This window comes from Chitinophaga sp. 9-1-y (assembly GCF_059511905.2).
Map to the genome: position 1 here is coordinate 5,250,007 of NZ_CM197955.1, position 19,168 is coordinate 5,269,174.

Consider the following 19,168-nt stretch of genomic DNA (forward strand, 5'->3'; position numbering starts at 1 on the left):
CTCCTGCATCATTTATTACGTAAATTATAAAGAAAGCAGGGGCTATAAAGATGCTCATACAGGCTGCAATCCCTTTACAGTATTGCTTTATAGTCATATAAAAATAATCTGCATCTTTGAAATTTTATTTTATGAGAAAATATTCAATATTCATTTGTCTGATTGCAATGGCACTTTTTGCCTGCGCACAAAGCAATAAGGACAAAGTACCCGGTGATATGGAAGTAAGCAAAGGTCAAAAAACAGCTACTGCTACCTTTGGGGGCGGCTGCTTCTGGTGTACAGAAGCACAATTCCAGGAACTGGACGGCGTCATTAAAGTAGAATCCGGCTTTGCCGGCGGCACCGTCGCTAATCCTACTTACGAACAGGTTTGCACCGGCACTACCGGTCATGCGGAAGTTATCCGGGTCACCTATGATCCTGCCAAAGTCAGCTACGAAGAGCTGCTGCAGGCATTTTGGCTCAGCCACGACCCTACCCAGCTGAACAGGCAGGGCAACGATGTAGGCACCCAGTATCGTAGCGTTATTTTTTATAATAGCGAGGAACAAAAGGAAAAAGCCACCTTGTATAAGAAGAAATTACAGGAATCAGGGGCCTACAACAAGCCCATTGTGACGGAAATAGCTCCCCTGACCACTTTTTATGAGGCAGAAGATTACCACCAAAACTATTATAATCAAAACGGATCTCAGCCCTACTGCACGTTTGTGATCAAACCCAAACTGGAGAAATTCAGAAAAGCATTTGCCGGCCATTTGAAGAAAGGGCTGTAATTCGGGAGCAGCAGGCAGAAGGCATAAAGTTATTAACGCGGATTTTGTCTTTGTACAGGATTAAACTGATTAGACTGATTACATTTTAAAGATTTTAAAAGAAGGGAGATGTAAGCATATACCTGCTTTCATCTCCCTTCTTTATTACCCGGAAAATCAAAATAAAAAATCAGTCTAATCAGTTTAATCCTGTACAAAGACAAAATCCGCTCTGATCACTCGCTTTAATAGCTTTTTGCTTTCCCCTTTCTGCTTTCTGCTTTTTTTACTACCTTATACGGCAGTATTATAAAAGTTCCACTATTAATGAGCACTGAAACAGCATGTCCATGGTGCGGAAGCACCAAAATTATACGCACTATTCCGGAAAAAGATCCTTTTAACGTAATGTTGGTTTGCCAGCAATGCCATCGCGTCATTTCCGAAACAGATGACACCAGTGCCCAGAAAAGCCGAACCGTCAAACGTGATATGGAAGAAAAAACCATGCAGCTCTGCATCAGCAAGGGCAAACTCCATGGGGTGATGTACTATTTCACCGAAATGAACAAACTACCAGGCACCAAAATATCGATGCAACACGCCAAAGATACCGTAGACAGCCTTCTGGCCGCCCGCGGCCTCACCAGCGCCGTTAAAAAACCTAATAAAAACGGCTGCGTGATAGTGCTCATCGTATTGGTACTCATCATTGCCAGCGTCATTTATTTCTATACCCACCGCGGCTAACGCTTAAATTTTTCCATTTGCTACGATTATCGTACTTTTGTACTGTAATAAAGACGATTACAGAATGAACAACGGAAGGTTTCCCATCTCAATGCATATACTCACGCTGCTGGCCAGCGCGAAAGGGGAATTGTTGTCGTCTGACTACATCGCCGGCAGTATTAATATCAATCCCGTACTGGTACGCAAGGAAATCAGCAACCTGCGCAACCACGGCCTGATAGAAAGTAAAGAAGGTAAAAACGGCGGCGCCACCCTGGCCAAACCAGCGGAAAAAATTCAGCTCTCCGAAGTATACCATGCCGTACAACAGGCGTCCCTGCTGGGAAACAGTAAAAATGAGCCTAACCCGGACTGCCTCGTAGGCAAACAAATCAAACAACACCTCGACCACCTCTACGTGGAAATTGAAGGAGCACTGCTGCACAAACTAGAAAACACAAGTCTGGCCGACTTCTTAGGCCAATTTGGATAATTTTATCATTAAAGGCATTGCTGCCAGGAGGAATAGCATGCAACTCAACGATCTCAGGAACATCACCAGCGATTTTAAAAGCACCCAAGAGATGCCCGTTATGTTCATTGGCCACGGGAACCCAATGAATGGCATCGCCGACAACGCTTTTACCCGGGCACTGGGGAAAATGGGGCAGGATTTGCCACAAAAACCCAGCGCCATCCTCGTTATTTCCGCCCACTGGCTCACCAAAGGCACCCATGTGCTGGTAGCCCCACAACCGGAAACCATCCACGACTTTGGCGGCTTTCCACCCGAATTATACGCGGTACAATATCCCGCACCCGGCGCACCGGCATTTGCCAAAGCGACCAAACAACTGATCACTTCTACCCAGGTAATAGAAGATGACCACTGGGGCCTGGATCATGGCTCCTGGACCGTATTAAAACACATGTATCCAATGGCCGATATACCGGTGTTCCAACTCAGCATCGACTACCACCAGCCACCGGAATATCATTATAAACTGGCCGCAGAACTAAAGGCCCTCCGGAACAAAGGCGTACTCATTATGGGTAGCGGTAACATCGTACATAACCTGCGGCAAATCAGCTTCAGCGATAACGCCCAACCATTCGACTGGGCCGTATCGTTTGACGCCACCGTAAAACAAAAACTGGAACAGGGCGCATTTACCGACCTGGTAAATTACCATACCCTGGGGAAAGAAGCGCAACTTTCTATTCCTACCAACGATCACTATCTCCCAATGATATATACCCTCGGCCTGGTCAATAAAAATGAGGAGATACAATTTACTTACGAAGAAATACAAAATGGAAGTATCAGTATGCGTTGCTTCCGGACAGCATAAAAAAGAATTACGAATTACGAATTACGGATTTGTGAGAAGACAGTGAACGCGAAGGTTATTCGCTATGGTCTTCTCACAAATCCGTAATTCGTAATTCTCAACACGCCTACTCCGATCTCAAACTCTTCACCGGATTTGCCAACGCCGCTTTCAAGGCGTGAAAACTCACGGTGGCCAGGGCCAGGACCACAATCGTCCCACCCGTGAACACAAATATCCAGATACTAATACCGGTGTGATAGGCAAAATGATTGAGCCAACGATCCATCATCCACCAGGTAACCGGGAAGGCAATCGCCGCGGCGATTAACAACAACCAGAGGAAATCTTTCGATAACATTTTTACAATACTGATTGCAGAAGCTCCCAGTGTTTTACGCACCCCTATTTCCCTGGTACGCTGCACGGCCGTGAAAGCCGCCAGGCCAAAGAGTCCCAGGCAGGCAATAAATAAGGCCAGCGCTGCAAACAACATAAAAATAACTTCCTGTTTCTGCTCGCCCGCATATTGTTTCGCAAAATTCTGATCAATGAAACTATAGTTGAAATTATGTACGGGATCAAAAGAATGAAATACCTTTTCAATATAGGCTACTGCTGCGGGCACATTGGTGTTACTCACCTTCACATACATATTATCCTGGAAACCGGGATTAGGCGGCAATTCCAGCACTAACGGCGCAATCTTATGCTGTAGGGAATAAATATGAAAATCTTTCATAACGCCCACCACTACACGCTCTACACGGGTACCGGCGGCATCAATTTTAAATTGCACCCGCTTACCGATGGCCTGATTCCAGTTCAACGTTTTCACCAGGGTTTCATTAACGAGTACCGAATGGTATTGATCAGACAGACCAGTGTCGGAAAAATTACGCCCCTGCGCCATCTTGATACCTAACGTTTTCAGGTAGTCCGCATCTATCGTATAATTCCTGGCAATCAAAGAGCTTTCGGAAATGTTGCCATCCGCCTGCTCAAAGAAAAATCCATGCCCACCGATATTATTGCCGCCAATGGGATTGCTGGCGGCTGCTACCTGCTGTATCAGCGGGTTACGGAGTAATTGTTCCTTCACAGCAGGAATCCTGTTACGCAACTGCCGGTCTGCCAGGTGAAAAGACAATACCTGCTCTTTATTGAATCCCAGGTTCTTCTGCATCACATATTGTAACTGATCATACGCCACCATTGTACTGGCCGTTAAAGCAATGGCGATAATAAACTGGAAGGTCACCAGGCCCCTGCGGAAACCTGCATGGCTGCTACCTCCCAGCCTGCCCTTCAGCGACTGAATCACCCTGAAACCCGACATAAATATCGCCGGGTAAATACCCGCCAGCAAACCGGTTAATGCGGCCATCAATGCCAGTATAGATAAAGTTTTTACTATCCCGAACTGCCAGAGTGTAACCTGCAAACCAGTGAAAGCGTTAAACCAGGGCAACAGCAACGCTACCAGCCCAACAGCCACCATAGCAGCAAAAAAGGTGAGCAGCATGGATTCTATCAGGAACATCCGGGCAATATCATCTCTCCCGGAACCCATACTTTTACGTACCCCTACTTCCTTTACACGTGCACTGGCACGGGCAGTGGCAAGGTTCATATAGTTGATACAGGCAATCAGCAACGTAAGCAGCCCAATACAAAGAAATATATAGATGTAACTGATATTCCCATTAGGAGACATTTCATAGTCCAGGTTAGAATGCAGGTGAATATCATGCACGGGTTGCAAGTCCATTTTATAGGTTACCTCTCCCATGCGCGGTTTCAGGTACCGCTCAAAAAACAAGGGCAGTTTATTTTCCAAGGCTTTGGCATCAGCATCCTTTTGTAATAACAGGTAAGTATATACGTCGAAATTCTGCCAGCCGTCTGCATTATAATCCTTTGGTAATAACCGCAACGCACTGAAATTGAAATGTGAGTTAGCAGGTACATCTTCCATCACCGCCGTTACTGCATAAACGGTACTATCTTCTGTTAACACGGTTCTTCCTACGGCGTCAGATGTACCTAGCAGCTTCTCCGCCAGGCTACGGGTCAACACCAGTGAATTGGGCTGCGATAAAGCACTGATTGCATCACCTGCTACAAAAGGGAATTCAAATACCTGGAAGAAAGTGCTGTCTACAAAAACCATATTCCCTACTTCCAGTTTCTTTTCACCATACTTCAGCATGGCGCCACCATCGGCATCTACCCGCGTAATCTGTTCTATCTCCGGATAATCCTTTTTTAATACGGCTGCAAAAGGAGCAGAAGTAGTAGCCAGGTTCAGGTTACCACCAGCCCAGCTGGCCCGGTTAACAGCGCGGTAAATACGGTTGGCATGCGGGTAAAAGTTGTCATAACTGGTTTCCTGTTGTACATACAACAGCAACAACCAGCAGGCTGCCAAACCTATTGCCAATCCCGCGATGTTGATCAGCGAATAATATTTATATCGGAGCAAATTGCGCCAGGCAATCAGGAGATGATTACGAAACATCGTGGTAATTTTAATGTTACATCTTCCTCACAAATTTCTCTTCCCCATACACGGAAAGAAAAAACATGCCATGGCGATGGGGCTATCAATACCAGCAGCAAACGAATGTAAATTCGTTTACATTTGTCCGGTTTCGATACAGCGCCTGTGCGATATTATGGTTTCAGCAATTCCCCCTCGCGCTGTACACAGTTATTTTCCACACTGATATCAATGGCTTTCAGAATTTCTTCTTTCATTTCTTCCGTTACCCGGCTATAACCAAACATTTTGGCAATAAAAGGAACCGCATCTTCGCGCTGAATGGCTACTGCGTCTTTCACTACCTTCTCCAGTGCCACGCCGATTTCTTCCGCAGCAATATAGCTGATTTTACGTGCGCTCGCCGGCAACTGGCTGCGGTTGCGGACTACAGGTGTAGGCAACGCGGTATTCCAAAGGAATTGTCCTTTTATTTTGATTCTTTTGCTGGCATCAGAATGTCGCACAGCATGGCGCAATATTTCCCGGATACGTGGTCCTACCCTGGTAATACCCGCAGCTTCCACCATACGCCTGGCCAGTTCATCAAAATGCACCGGGCTTTCTACCACCACCACCTGCTCTATCCAATTGCATAACTGTACCATGGGAGAAAGATGAAATTCCTGCTCCCGGATTTCTTCCGGCAACACCGCCGTTTCATACACAGGTATCGAAGCTTCTGTAGTCTCCACTGCTTCCCGTGTTATTACCGGTGCAGCTTCCTTCATCGCATCTGCCGCCACCTGGTCATCGATAGCCGCTGCCGTTTTGGCTTTTTCAATGGCTGCTACCAACCGGTTCAGCTCCCGCTCCGGATTGCGGAACCAATCGGTACTCCACACCCTGTATATCTTCCAGCCCATCGCTTCCAGCACCTGCTGACGCAAACGGTCCCGGTCGCGGGCAGAGCGGGCAGAATGATAAGCAGCGCCATCGCATTCAATACCGATCAAATAACGACCTGGATTGTCCGCGTCTACAATAGCGAGATCAATATAAAATCCTTTAGACCCAATCTGTTTACGCACAATATATCCCAACGCCTCCAACCGGGCCGCTACATTTTCCTCAAAGGGACTGTCGGCCGGCAAACCCGTTTCCGCAGTCATATATAGCTTGCCATGCTGCGCGAAATAGAGGAAATTTTTCAACGCCTGTATACCATAACTCTTCGTTTTGCTTACATCAATATCATCAGCCGTGATATTGGTAAACACTTCACAACGGCTCTTGGCGCGGGTAATCAATACATTAAGCCTTCTTTCCCCGCCTTCGTTATTCAATGGTCCGAAAGACATGGCTACATATCCTTCCTCCGTACGTCCGTAACCGATAGAAATAAAGATCACATCTCTTTCATCACCCTGTACGTTTTCCAGGTTCTTCACAAAAAACGGTTCATCGGCATGCCCGCTGAAGAAGGATTCCAGCTCCGGCGATTTACGACGACGCAACTCCAGCGCGTCGCTGATGGCTTGTCGCTGAGAAGTACTAAATGCTACCACTCCCAAACTCAGTCCGGGGTTTTTACGGGCATGATCCATCACCGCATCTGCCACAATCTCCGCTTCCTTAGGATTGGTGCGGGTTTTACCACGATCGTACGCCGTATCTTTCAGATGATGAAACACAAGCCCTTTTTGTTCTTTAGAACCCGGACTCGGGAATATCACCAGTTTATTTTCATAAAACTCATGATTAGACAATGTAATCAATGATTCATGCCGGCTCCTGTAATGCCAGCGCAGCATACGTTGCGGCGCACCTTGCGCATCACAGAGTCCCAGGATGCTCTGCATATCTGCCGTAATATTTTCTTCATCATCTACTTCTTTTGTCAGCGAGTCGAAGAAACTGGTCGGCGGCAATTGCTTATTATCGCCTACTACCACCAATTGCTTACCACGCAATATAGCGCCCAACGCCTCTACCGGCTTCACCTGGCTGGCTTCATCAAAAATAACCAGGTCAAATTCCAATACAGCTGGTGGCAAAAAGTTAGCGATCGACAAAGGGCTCATCATAAATACCGGCTTAATGGCTTGTATAGCCAAACCTGCTTCCTGCATGAGTTTGCGGATAGGCATATGCCGCGCTTTCTTATTAAATTCGGTACGGAGCATATTAACCTGTCCGCCGGCATCTGCGCGGGGCATTTGTTCCCAATGCTGTAAGGCTGCACGGGCACGGTTGTATTGCAAATTCAATACATCCAGGCGACGGAACTGCTGCACCATTTCTTCATGACCACCACGTTCAAATTTGCGTAAAGATGGTTGCTGTTTCACGGCTGTTTCTACCAGGTATTCATACCAGGTTTTCAACAACGCTGTTTTTAAGAACTGATGGGCGCCAGGCCAATCCTGCACCGGGGTGATCAGGCATTCCAGGTTTTCCTGTTTAGCCGTATCCGTTATATTATTCCAGGAAATGAGGTGATGTATTTCCGGCAATTTATCTATCCAGGTTTGCAGCGTGGCCTGCTTTTCTGTAAACAGCGATGGATAGTGTCCACCAGTCATTTCCAGTTTTTGTAAGACAGCCAGGCTTTGTTGCTGATGCTCCTGCAACTGGCGCCCCAATTGTTCTTTATCTGCCAAAGCGCCGGCAGCGTCACGGGTTTGTTGTAAATAGGCCACCACTGCAGCAGGACAACTACCGCCCGCCACACGTTTATGCATATCCGTGATATAGGCGGTAGCGGTTTGCAGGGCCTCCCAGTTTGTCTGCGATTTCTGCCAGCGGCTGCCAAAGAGTGTTTTAGCCAATGCAGCATGTTCTTTCAGCAGCACATCCTGGCGCCGGAATTCCATGATGGCATCTACATACTGTAATTTTTCTTCATTGTCATCGGGCAGACCATGCTTGCACAAAGCCGCCAATTGCCGGTTGCTTCTTTTATAAGCGCCGATGAGGAATTTATACCACTTGGTGCCGTGGGCCAGGAGATCCTGGCGTATTTCCATCACATTTTGTTCCCAGGCTTCCGGGATAAAAATATCCTCGTATTGCTGTTGTATGGTGGTGGCGGCTACCCCTGCTGCCAGCCATTCGGCAATATCCTGCTGATGCAGCAGCCATGTATTGCTGGCGATGTCTATATCCTGCAGGTCAGGTTGTTCTGCCAGTAACGCACATATGCTGATCAGGGCGTTGGTAGCCGGAATATCGGGGGGAGATGGGATACCAATTTTTCCAGCGATCGCCACGACCGATTGCTGCAGGGCTGTCAAGCCATCCAATGCGGTGGTTAATAATGCCTGCAACGCCACCTGTTCATGAGGCAGCAATACCGTCAATTCACTGCCGCGGAAAGTGAGTGCCGAGGGCACGCCTATTTCCTGCAAGCAGGCTTGTATACGGGCAGCCATGGCAGTGGCTTTGTTGATGCTCACCGCATCCCATTGCCCGATTTGCTGCAAAGGAATAGCGGGTAAGGTAATCCCCGCTGTTTCTTCGTTTAACCGTAACAGGTAGCCAATCACCTGGTGGGCAGTCAAACCGCTTTTATCGATGGCGCCATTAATGGCGAGGCAATAGTCGTTCAGTTCTTTCTTACAGCTATCTAACAGTAGTACTTCTTCCTGTAACTTCTGGATAGATGGGCGCCCCAGTTCCAGCACCCTCCGGAGTTCCTGGTGCAGTTCTTTTTTATTCGCTTTATGGCTGTGTAATTCCAGGCAGGCTTCACCCAGCTGGATGGTATCCAGCCGGCGTTTTACCACTTCCAGTGCGGCCATCTTTTCCGCCACAAACAATACTTTTTTACCCCGACCAATAGCATCGGCAATGATGTTGGTAATGGTCTGGGATTTCCCCGTACCCGGAGGCCCCTGGATCACCAGGTTACGTCCTTCCTGCACCGCCAGCATCGCCATAATCTGGGAACTATCAGCGTCTACTACCTGGAACAGTTCATGTGCCGGTGTATCCCGGTCAATAAACGCTTCTTCGGGGATGGGAGGTCTGTCGTCCGAAAAGCCACCGCCAAACAGGCTTTGAATAATCGGGTGTGTCAGTATATCATCTTCCTGTTGCCATTTAGAGGCATCCAGGTCGTTGTAAATCATAAATTTCCCAAAGGAGAAAAAGCCCAGTTCTATGGTGTCTGGCATTACTTTCCACGTTGGCATTATTTCCACTGCTTCCGCCACCGCAGCCAGGTAAGCATTCACGTCGAAATCTTCTGCCTCCGGTAAATCGGGAATGTGGATGTTAAAATCTGCCTTCATTTTTGCCTGCAGCGAAATGTTGGCGCCCACTTCTTCCAGTGAATATTTTATGCGGAAACGCTCCCGCGCACTGGACCTGTCCAGCAACACCGGCACCATGATCAATGGCGCCTGTCGGGCTTCCTCACTACTGGCCTCCTCATACCATTGCAACATGCCCAGTGAAATATAAAGGATATTAACCCCTTGTTCCTCCATGCTCATACGGGCGGCATAGTAGGTATTCAATAATTTTGCATGCAGATTTACCTGTGTTTCATTCGTCTGCAAACGGGTATCCGTATACGCTTCTTTAGACACCGGCTCATTATATTCCACTACCTCTTCGTCCTGTTTTTTATCGGGCCGGCCAAGAAAAGACATGGTTTTATTTTCCCGCACCAATATCTCATAGATAGCAGCGGATTGTTCTTCTACAATATGTAAACCTTTGCCTGCGGGCAACTTATAATTCAACAATGGGTTCCTGAGACCTAAATCCAGTAATTCCTTGCGGGAAGACTCAAGCCTGGTTAATATGGATGCGATCATAAAAACAATAATAATAAAGGCTACAAATATAATTTTAATAAACGGTGAACGGGGAGAAGAAGTATATAAAAGCAGAAAAAGGGATTATTTATCTGATGAGTAGCCATCCGATAACAATTTGCCAAACGGAAACACACTGGCAGCACCATCTCCCGAAAAAAAATAAAAAAAGATCAGGGCCATTACCCGGATCCTTTTAGTTACTGCCAATATGATCAGGCCTGTCGAATATGCCCCCAATCTGTGCGAATAATGAATAGCCAAACGTGGGGTCGCTATTTTCGTTATTTTCGGCAGACCATAACTTCCTGGCTGAAATGAAAAAATATTTCTTACTGTATACGCTATTCTTCTTTTCTATGAACACGTTCGCGCAAAACAACCATAAAGATGCACGGTATAAACAATATGCCGGTAAGTACGGCGGTAATTCAGGCATCTGCCTGTTTGAGGATGGTCAATTTCTAATGTACGGATATGCCACCATCGTATTTGGCACCTACCTTTTTGAAAAAGACTACCTCCTTTTCACACCTGAAAAACCTGCGCTCTTTGAAGTGTATGCCCATGCACACCCCAACTATGGCGATAGTGTGCGTATCAATTTCGTAGGCTTCCAGGAAGGCCGGAACTTCGTGAAATTTGATAACAGCATTCCCCAGCAGGTTTTTAATGAAGCTCCCAATTGCTTTGATCCCCCGTTTGTATATGAAGCCACAAAGGCACCACACACTTTTACACTTGCCACATTGCTTCCCGAAGGCCCTGAAGGCAAGGCAGCACCCGACAATTTCTGGACTTACCAGGCAGATAAAGGCTGCAATGATTTCGTATTTGTACACAATGAGCCGAAACGGAAGTATGAAGACTTCAGCGGCATGGTGCTGAAAACAGCAGACGGCGACAGAATGGTACTATCTAACTATGGCGGCAAGGAAGGCTATGGTAAAAATACGCCTGTTGAGGAAGAAGAATGGCAGCGGGTACTTTCTATGAAGCAGGATTACGATGCAGCCAAACAGGAGGATACAGACACTGCGTATGGAAACAAACATTATCGCTTCTTCCCTGGAATAGATTTACAGCATTATACTTTCGATCCTGCTTCCAATCAATACATCAGTAAACAGGCGGCAGAAAATGAGGATTACTTCCGGAACAATCAGTCTACTGATGATCGTTACCTGCGCAAGTATGTAAAAGTACAGCCTGTAGCTACCCACACAAAAGGATTTGACCTCCATAAAGTTGCAGCAGGAAGTATATTCTATACTGTTTGTGGTGAAGGATCAGAAAAATCTTATCACTATAACGGCTATATTAAATACGAAAGTGAGCCCGAAAATATGCCGATTCCTGTTACCACTGCTCCAGTCATTCCCGGAAAGGAATAACAAGGCATCTCAGGAATCAGTTCCCATTCTAAAGCCACTTTGACGGCTTTTATATTTATCAGAGCTGCGGTGCTTGACTAAATTCAGGTCTTCTTCCAGTTGTTTTTCATCTTCATATTGCCAGGTAATACTTCTGTCTTTAGAATAATGAAAATGGATAGATTTTCTATCTGCGGTTACTTCTATATCGGTTACAAATTCCAGGTTAATGAAAACATATGACTGCGGTACGCAGGATTTGATGAAGTCTGCCATAGTATTTAAGTATATGATTAAATATAAATAGAAATTAGCAGAAAGCGTAAAGCAAAAAGCTATTGAGAAGGATGATCAACGCGAATATCAATCATTCTTCCCAATAGCTTTTTGCTTTACGCTTCCTGCTTTATGCGGCCTCTGCGTACTTTTTGAAGTTGTTCAAAATGGCCTGCCAACCGGCTTTCTGCATTTCTACCGGGTTCTCCGACTCCGCATCAAATTCAACATTAATAAAGGTTTGCTGTCCTTCTTCGTTGAATGTAACGGTTACCTGCCGGCCATCAGCGATGGTATAAGTAAAATTTTTACCTACAATTATTTCATCGTAAGTGGCTTCAAAATCGAATCCAAAACTACCGTCTTTGGCTTCCATTCTTGCTGCATATTTACCACCTACCCGCATATCATTTGAGGCCGACGGACATTGCCAGGATGGATCTGCAAAGTTCCATTTTGTAATGTGTTCGGGATTGGTATAATCATCCCATACTTTGTTGACGTCTGCGTTTATGGTTGCGACAACAGTGATTTTGTTACTCATTTCTTGGAGTTTAATATAACTAATAATTCATCTAATTTTTCCAGTGTAGCTGTTAAACCTTGTTCCATGCCCATTTGGATCACCTGTTCCAGGTCGGCCAGTGATTTATAGGTAACGATGGTTTCCACGATAGCGTTCTCTCCTTTTTCAAGAAAGGAAACCAACCATTCTGCACGTGGCAGGTCTTTATTTATTTCACCTTCCGCATTGCTGAAAGCATCCAGGGAGGTATAATATTCAACAGGCTTGATCTTCAGGTAGTCTGTCCAACCCCAGTACTCCGTGCCATTGGGTTCAACCATGGCATAGTGCCAATGTCCGCCTTCGCGGAAGTCCATGGTTTTTGTTTTAGTGGTTAAAGGTTTTGGCGCAAACCATTGATCCAGCAATTCACTTTTAGTGTAGCAGTCCCAAACGAGTTGCCGGCCGGCTAAAAACTCACGTCTGATGGTTAGTGTGTTTTTTTGCTTGTCTGCAATGAAGTCGAAGATCAGATTAGGATTCATATTTATTTCTTTTTAATAGTTGCTAAAAGATGATCTAATTGTGCGTATCGGCTTTCCCATATCTTGCGATATTGCTCCAGCCATTTGTCGATTTCTTTCATTTTCTCGATTTCAAGCAGGTAATAGATTTCCCGGCCCCGTTGTTCTTGCTTCACCAGGTCACATTCCGTTAATATTTTCAGGTGCTTTGACACCGCCTGCCGCGTAGTATCGAAATGCTCCGCTATGGCGTTGGGCGTCATGGCGTGTACTGCAATTAACGCGATAATGGCCCTTCGGGTTGGATCTGCTATCGCCTGAAAAATATCTCTTCTCATATCTTGCGAAACTGATTGGTTGCAAATATAAGTGCAACTAATCAGTTGCACAAATTTTTCTTAAAAAAAATTATTGGACGGGCAGGAAATGTGGGGTTGGAAGTATTAAAAAGTGGTAGTTTCAATATAAAAAAATCATGATGGTAAATTACCGGGAAAGCTTATGGAAGCAATTTGGCGGCAGCATTGATATGCTCATCAATGCCATTACTGCTTATCCTGCAGAGCGGTGGTATAAGGAGAAAAAGTTTTTCTATATCTCCTATCACGTGGCCGTGTTCCTTGACTATTACTTAAATATTCCGGCAGATCATCTTTCCTCACCACTTTCCTTCACACTCAGTGAGGAGATTCCGGAAGATGGTCTTGACGATGTTGTTCCAGACAAGATTTATAGTAAAGAGGAAATACTGGCTTACCTGCAAGCGAGTAGAAGAAAATGCCATGACGTTATCATCAACATGACGGAAGATGAATTTACACAACAATGGGTGGAAATAGATGGAGACAAGGAAATGCCGGTGGCTGAATTACTTCTCTATAATATGCGCCATGTACAACATCATACGGGTCAACTAAATATGATGTTAAGAAAAGAGATCGGTGATGCACCAGATTGGGTAAACACTGCAAGGTAATTGACGACGGGCCTCTTTTACGGAGCTCATACTTTCAAAGCCCCGGAAGATAGCATGAGCAGCGATGGTAATATGGTTGCTCAATAGTTATCAATTCTCCATTGCAACTCTGCACTTTCCACCATTTCTTCATCTGGATAGCTCTCCGGATATTTTTCCAGCACACGCTTCGCCGGATCTACCAATTCCCATAACGTATCGTCAATAGCCTCAAGGCTGTTGGCAATCGTCTCGTTTACAAAACCGATCAGATGATGGGCAAAAAACAATCCACCAGAAAACCCTTCCATCATTCCATTCTTAGTGGCTAGCAACTGCATCACTTCTTTTCTGTAATCATATAATTCTCTAAACATCCATTCTATATCCATCCACCTTACTGCGCGGTCCTTAAACATGGAATGATATTCAGTCACATACGAAAGTATTTTTTCCTTTAAAACCGGACTTGGAGCCGCGTCGCGCTTAGGTTTAAGTGAATGATATATATTGTTTAATACACCTTGTTCCTGCCAGGCTGTTACAATGGAGGTTGATACATCATAATAGCCCAATGCCTGAGCCAGACTGATAATTTGTGTAAGCCGGAGTTGTTTCGGCAAACATTCTTTTATATCTATATCTCCATCTTTGTTTTCATATTCCATGATTTGTAATAATAGGGCCAGTGCGGTCATAGGTAAGGATTGAAGCTATTAAAAATATACTCGAAGGAACACCTGTCTTAAAGAAAGAGAGGAAAACCGCTTTCGCAATTTTCCTCTCTTCTTGTGTCCCGGATTGGATTCGAACCAATGACCTACTGCTTAGAAGGCAGTTGCTCTATCCAGCTGAGCTACCGAGACTTATATATCTTCTTCCCTTTGCAGTGTGAAATAAATTGTTATATTTATCTCGTTTTGGGAGTGCAAATTTATGTAATTTTCTCTCAATAAATCAAATTTAATTTATTTTTTCTTTAAATATAGTTTTGCATACTATGGATGTACAAATAGAAAGTAGCTGGAAGGAAGCGCTGAAAGACGAATTCAATAAGACCTATTTTGATCAGATCGTCATGTTCCTGAAACATGAAAAAGCCCTGAATAAAGTGATTTATCCCGCTGGCAATCTCATCTTCAATGCCTTTGATAAAACACCATTAGACAAGGTAAAGGTAGTGATCCTGGGACAAGATCCTTATCATGGCGCAGGACAGGCACATGGACTCAGCTTTTCTGTTTTGGATGGTGTGAAACCACCACCCTCCCTGGTAAATATTTATAAGGAAATGAAAACAGACCTCGGCCTGGAAATCCCTACCGGCGGCAATCTTACTAAATGGGCAGAACACGGGGTGTTATTATTAAACGCCTTTCTGACAGTAAGAGCCGGAGAACCCGCCTCACACAGCAAAATAGGCTGGGGCGATTTTACAGATGCCGTTATCAGAACCATCTCTGAAAAACGGTCCGATGTCGTTTTCCTGCTCTGGGGACGGTTTGCACAGGATAAACAATACCTCATTGATGCCACCAAACATCATATCCTGCAGGCAGCACACCCCTCTCCATTCAGCGCCGACAAAGGTTTTTTTGGATGCAGGCATTTTTCAAGAACCAATGAAATACTCGGTAAGGCAGGCATAGCACCGGTAGACTGGAGACTATAAAAGCAAACACTATGTTGAAAAGTATCTTCGGCAGAATATACGCCCTTTGGGCGTTGCTGTTGTTTGCAGGCACCATGCTGGTGGTATTTATCCCTATCTGGATTATCTCCTTCTGGCCGGATCCAACGAAATCCAGGGGCTTCCTGGCTATTGGCAGGATATGGATGAAAGTATATATGCCTCTCATCGGATGCCCGGTAAAACTAAAAGGCACGGACTATTTTGCACCCGGACAAACCTATGTAATTGTATGTAATCATAATTCACTGATAGATGTACCTGTAACCACCGCTAAAATTCCCGGTGCCAATAAAACACTGGCCAAAGCCTCTATGGGCAAAATACCACTCTTTAGCGTGCTGTATAAAATAGGCGGCATCCTGGTAGACCGCAGCAGTGAAGCCAGCAGAAAGCAAAGTGTAATTGATATGAAGGAAGCCCTTCAAATGGGTCTACACATTTTACTATACCCGGAAGGTACCCGCAATCGCACGGATGAACCGCTAAAAGCCTTCTATGACGGTGCTTTTGCGCTGGCTATTGATACACAACTACCACTGATTCCGTCACTGTTATTCCACACAAAAAAGATCCTGCCGGTCAACAGGAAGTTTTTTGCATGGCCACATCGTATCGAATATCATTTCCTGCCACCCGTACCCACAGCGGGTCTCAGCAGGGATGATATACCAGCATTTAAAGAAAAAATATTTAAACAGATGTGGGATTACTATACTGCTCACGACACAAAAGCATAAAGCAAAAAGCCATAAAAGCGAATGACATAAGCGAGTATCTATTACTCATACGCTTATGTCATTCGCTTTTATGGCTTTTTGCTTTATGCTTTCCGCTTTATGCCTACAAATCGTAGAACTGTCTCGATCGGTTAATCCGCAGATCCCGCAGGATACCGGCTTTCGGGTTAATAGTGATACTAAACTGCCGGAAAGTACCAAACGGTATCAGGTTAATAGACATCTGCCAACAGTGCAGATCCCGCGAGATATACATATTCGTATAGGCAATTTGCATATTGGTGAAATCAAAACCACTGTTTAACCCAATCTTCCATTTAGGCGTCAGGCTGAAGTCGCCGTTAAAGCTTACATATTGTGTTATACGTTTTACCACACCACCGGAATCCGGGATAATGGTATTGGTATAAGACAAGCTATAGGAGAGATCCACACGCCATGGAATATCAAAATCCACGTACTCGCCAGGATTGTTACGTACCATTTGCAACTGCCGCTGTTGTGCAGCGAAAGCAGCGTCTGTGCTCTGTGCGTTCTGTATGGAATCTATGGTTTGTTCTTTTGCCTTGCTCTTTTTATCCTTCGACTGGAACGAGGTACTCATGGAAATACTCGCATTCGTTAAACGTCCCAGGGAGATTTTTCCCTGTTGCCATATGTATTTGTCAATACGGTGACCGCGGGCATCTGTCTGGTATGGATCGATGTTACCACTGGCAGAGATGTTCAATTTATCGAACAGGTTGGTACGGGCATATAAGCTGAAGGTCGACAGCTTAAAGGAATCGGCCACCAAGTTATAACTGCCGTTAATACCGAAACCATCCAGCAGCTTGATTTTCCGTTCATGGTTACCCGTCGTATCCTTTTTAGAAAACACTTTCATCTCCAGGTTATTATCTAACCCAAAGTTCAACCCACCAAATGACCCCGAAGCAGGTACACCGATAATAGCTCCGTCATACACGGATACCATGGACTTATCGCCTGCATTATTATATTGTAAAGGTTTATAGAGATGTGGATTCAGGTCCGGACGGAAGCTGGCGCTCAAGGTAGGGCGCATTACGTGACGGATGGCCTTTATCTTGGAATTTTTGTTGAACGCATACATACCATACACCGCAGTAGACAATGCCAGGCTGGTGCTCACATCACGGGCCGTAAAGAAACCGGCCTCGTAAGAAGTATCAATGGCGCCGTAGTTATTTAATCCCGGATTGAATTTGTTGGGATTCCAGGTACGGTTGAACTTCTTGGTATACCAGTACTCGCTATAGTTAATACCTGGCGACAGCGTAAAGGTTTTAAATACCGGGATAGAAAAAGAGATCGGGATATTGTGCTGCATACCTGTTTGCATCGCATCAAACATGGCCTGTTTACCAAAGAGGGAATCTTTGAAATTAGCCTGGTTACGCAATACCGTGTTATAGGAAATACCGATTTTCTCATACCATTTCGGACTACCGATCATTTCTTTGCGCTGGAAAGGATAAATAGTATTTACCGTAAAGGTTCCGTCCGGGAAGGAAACGGATACATCGCGGGTGCTAAGGTTTTGAGAGTGGTTTAAGCCCAGGCTGAGGTTATAAGGCTTTCCAACCCATGTTTTCGAAAACGTGATAGAGGACCCGATGTTATTATTAACACGGGTATTATAATCATACACGTTATACCGGTTATAAGAAGACGTACCAAAATTCACGGCAGCACCAAAGTTCACACCCGGACGGGCTTTGCTGTCCATGCTGTGATTCCAGGTAACGCGGAAATCTTTGGAAGTACTGAACTCCGACTTCACCGCCGGATCACCGAAGCGTGTATTGGCAAAGCTCAGGTTGAGGCCCCCGCTGTACTTATAGCGTTTACGATAGGTAGGGCTACCCGTAAGGCTCCAGCTTCCATAAGAATATACGTCCCCCCGCATGGTAAGGTCGAAGTTATCGCCCAAACCGATATAGTATCCTCCATTTTCAAGTCCGATCCCCTTCTGTTGGTTCACCACGTACTGCGGCGGTAAAATACCGGACCGCTGCCCCTGTGTAATGGGGAAAATGGCAAATGGAATGAACAAAGGAGTAGGAATTCCTTCAATTTCCAGGTTTGCCGGACCGGAAATCACCAATTTATCAGGGATAACCTTTATTTTGCGGGCCCGGAAACTGAAATGCGGGGTATCCAGGTTACAGGTAGTATAACCGTTTTTAAAGCCGAAGATGGTATTATCAGCCGCTTTTTTGGTTTGAGCACTATGAATGTAACCTTCTCCGTATTGAGAGCGGGTATTGTAGATCTTTGCCTTCTGGGAAGTAAAATTATACCGGAGGGTATCTGATTCAAAGCTCTGGCCGCCGTCGTTCATCACCGGACCACCAAACAGTTTACCGGCAGTATCTTTGGCATTTGTAGCCTCCAGTGTACCGGTTTCCTGGTCGAAATTCATTTTTTCGGCCGTAAGATCAATGGTTTTGTATTTTGTGTTGGCAGCACCATATAAATAAAAGCGCTTGTCAGGCACCATCAGGATAATAGAGTCCTTGGCTTTATAAGTAACCGGCGCATCCAGCGTGTCTTTTGATATCTTTGGAACATAGAGCGTATCTACGGTTACTGTTCCGCTGGTATCTGTTGCTTTCGACAGCACGTTAGTATCCGCCACAGCAACGGGTTTAACGGCAGGAGGTTTGGTTTTACCAGTGTCTTTCCTGGTCACCGGAACGGTATCTGCCAAACTTTTGTTAAAAAACGAAGTTACGTGTGGCCTGGAGCCTGCAACTGCATCTATAATAAAGGGAATGGCAATGAACATACCGGCAAAAACCAGGTATGTATGTCGAAAAAACTTTTTATAATTATTTTTGTAGCTAGCGTTCATGTGTTATGGCGGCCACAAACCTACAAGAAATTATACAATTTATTACAAATGGTAACTTGTAATGTTGAAGAAAGGATATGTGGGGAAATGACGCAAAC

At 45.2% G+C, this 19,168-nt stretch carries 16 protein-coding genes and 1 tRNA gene; 8 read left to right on the forward strand and 9 right to left on the reverse strand.

Going from position 1 to position 19,168, the window contains the following annotated elements:
* Positions 1 to 131 precede the first annotated feature (131 nt).
* The 4 genes from msrA to ygiD all read left to right on the forward strand — a co-directional run bounded on the left by msrA (position 132) and on the right by ygiD (position 2,842).
* A complete protein-coding gene (gene msrA / locus AC5ZC7_RS20705) occupies positions 132 to 779 on the forward strand; it encodes a peptide-methionine (S)-S-oxide reductase MsrA (RefSeq protein ID WP_496156987.1) in 648 nt (215 codons plus the stop codon).
* A 306-nt stretch (positions 780 to 1,085) separates the two neighbouring features.
* On the forward strand, positions 1,086 to 1,508 hold the full coding sequence (locus tag AC5ZC7_RS20710) for a hypothetical protein (RefSeq protein ID WP_496156986.1): 423 nt from the start codon (positions 1,086 to 1,088) through the stop codon (positions 1,506 to 1,508).
* Positions 1,509 to 1,572: 64 nt separating this feature from the next.
* Positions 1,573 to 1,983, forward strand: coding sequence for an Rrf2 family transcriptional regulator (locus AC5ZC7_RS20715; protein ID WP_496156985.1), 411 nt, complete (start codon positions 1,573 to 1,575; stop codon positions 1,981 to 1,983).
* Positions 1,976 to 2,842: a 4,5-DOPA-extradiol-dioxygenase gene (gene ygiD, locus AC5ZC7_RS20720; protein WP_496156984.1), complete on the forward strand. Its 867-nt coding sequence runs from the start codon at positions 1,976 to 1,978 to the stop codon at positions 2,840 to 2,842. The genes AC5ZC7_RS20715 and ygiD overlap by 8 nt, the downstream gene beginning before the upstream one ends.
* A gap of 106 nt (positions 2,843 to 2,948) precedes the next feature.
* Here the strand turns inward: ygiD and AC5ZC7_RS20725 are convergent, their stop codons facing one another.
* Together AC5ZC7_RS20725 and proA are read right to left on the reverse strand one after the other, a co-directional pair.
* Positions 2,949 to 5,342 (reverse strand): ABC transporter permease, encoded by a 2,394-nt coding sequence (locus tag AC5ZC7_RS20725; protein ID WP_496156983.1) that lies wholly within the window; start codon positions 5,340 to 5,342, stop codon positions 2,949 to 2,951.
* Between the two features lie 155 nt (positions 5,343 to 5,497).
* The gene (proA, locus tag AC5ZC7_RS20730; protein ID WP_496156982.1) at positions 5,498 to 10,129 is read right to left on the reverse strand and encodes an anti-phage protein ProA; all 4,632 of its coding nucleotides are present in this window, start codon (positions 10,127 to 10,129) and stop codon (positions 5,498 to 5,500) included.
* A gap of 317 nt (positions 10,130 to 10,446) precedes the next feature.
* Between proA and AC5ZC7_RS20735 the strand changes: the two genes are divergently transcribed.
* Complete coding sequence (locus tag AC5ZC7_RS20735) at positions 10,447 to 11,523, forward strand: hypothetical protein (RefSeq protein ID WP_496156981.1); 1,077 nt, start codon at positions 10,447 to 10,449, stop codon at positions 11,521 to 11,523.
* A 9-nt stretch (positions 11,524 to 11,532) separates the two neighbouring features.
* Here the strand turns inward: AC5ZC7_RS20735 and AC5ZC7_RS20740 are convergent, their stop codons facing one another.
* From AC5ZC7_RS20740 to AC5ZC7_RS20755, 4 genes are all read right to left on the reverse strand, one after another.
* Entirely contained in the window at positions 11,533 to 11,778 is a 246-nt protein-coding gene (locus AC5ZC7_RS20740) for a hypothetical protein (protein ID WP_496156980.1), read from the reverse strand.
* Positions 11,779 to 11,908: 130 nt separating this feature from the next.
* A complete protein-coding gene (locus tag AC5ZC7_RS20745) occupies positions 11,909 to 12,322 on the reverse strand; it encodes an SRPBCC domain-containing protein (RefSeq protein WP_496156979.1) in 414 nt (137 codons plus the stop codon).
* Positions 12,319 to 12,828, reverse strand: coding sequence for an SRPBCC domain-containing protein (locus tag AC5ZC7_RS20750; protein ID WP_496156978.1), 510 nt, complete (start codon positions 12,826 to 12,828; stop codon positions 12,319 to 12,321). Before AC5ZC7_RS20750 ends, AC5ZC7_RS20745 begins: the two co-directional genes overlap by 4 nt.
* A 2-nt stretch (positions 12,829 to 12,830) precedes the next feature.
* Entirely contained in the window at positions 12,831 to 13,145 is a 315-nt protein-coding gene (locus AC5ZC7_RS20755) for a metalloregulator ArsR/SmtB family transcription factor (RefSeq protein WP_496156977.1), read from the reverse strand.
* Positions 13,146 to 13,282: 137 nt separating this feature from the next.
* On the opposite strand from AC5ZC7_RS20755, the gene AC5ZC7_RS20760 reads away from it, so the two are divergent.
* A complete protein-coding gene (locus AC5ZC7_RS20760; protein ID WP_496156976.1) occupies positions 13,283 to 13,783 on the forward strand; it encodes a DinB family protein in 501 nt (166 codons plus the stop codon).
* Positions 13,784 to 13,863: 80 nt separating this feature from the next.
* Here AC5ZC7_RS20760 and AC5ZC7_RS20765 read toward each other — a convergent pair whose 3' ends face one another.
* Together AC5ZC7_RS20765 and AC5ZC7_RS20770 are read right to left on the reverse strand one after the other, a co-directional pair.
* Positions 13,864 to 14,460 (reverse strand): hypothetical protein, encoded by a 597-nt coding sequence (locus AC5ZC7_RS20765; RefSeq protein ID WP_496156975.1) that lies wholly within the window; start codon positions 14,458 to 14,460, stop codon positions 13,864 to 13,866.
* A gap of 94 nt (positions 14,461 to 14,554) precedes the next feature.
* Positions 14,555 to 14,628, reverse strand: a tRNA-Arg gene (locus AC5ZC7_RS20770).
* 134 nt (positions 14,629 to 14,762) lie between these two features.
* Here AC5ZC7_RS20770 and ung point away from each other — a divergent pair.
* Together ung and AC5ZC7_RS20780 are read left to right on the forward strand one after the other, a co-directional pair.
* Entirely contained in the window at positions 14,763 to 15,434 is a 672-nt protein-coding gene (ung, locus tag AC5ZC7_RS20775; protein WP_496156974.1) for a uracil-DNA glycosylase, read from the forward strand.
* Between the two features lie 11 nt (positions 15,435 to 15,445).
* On the forward strand, positions 15,446 to 16,192 hold the full coding sequence (locus AC5ZC7_RS20780; protein WP_496156973.1) for a 1-acyl-sn-glycerol-3-phosphate acyltransferase: 747 nt from the start codon (positions 15,446 to 15,448) through the stop codon (positions 16,190 to 16,192).
* A 103-nt stretch (positions 16,193 to 16,295) separates the two neighbouring features.
* Here the strand turns inward: AC5ZC7_RS20780 and AC5ZC7_RS20785 are convergent, their stop codons facing one another.
* On the reverse strand, positions 16,296 to 19,070 hold the full coding sequence (locus AC5ZC7_RS20785) for a putative LPS assembly protein LptD (protein ID WP_511911263.1): 2,775 nt from the start codon (positions 19,068 to 19,070) through the stop codon (positions 16,296 to 16,298).
* Positions 19,071 to 19,168 lie beyond the last annotated feature (98 nt).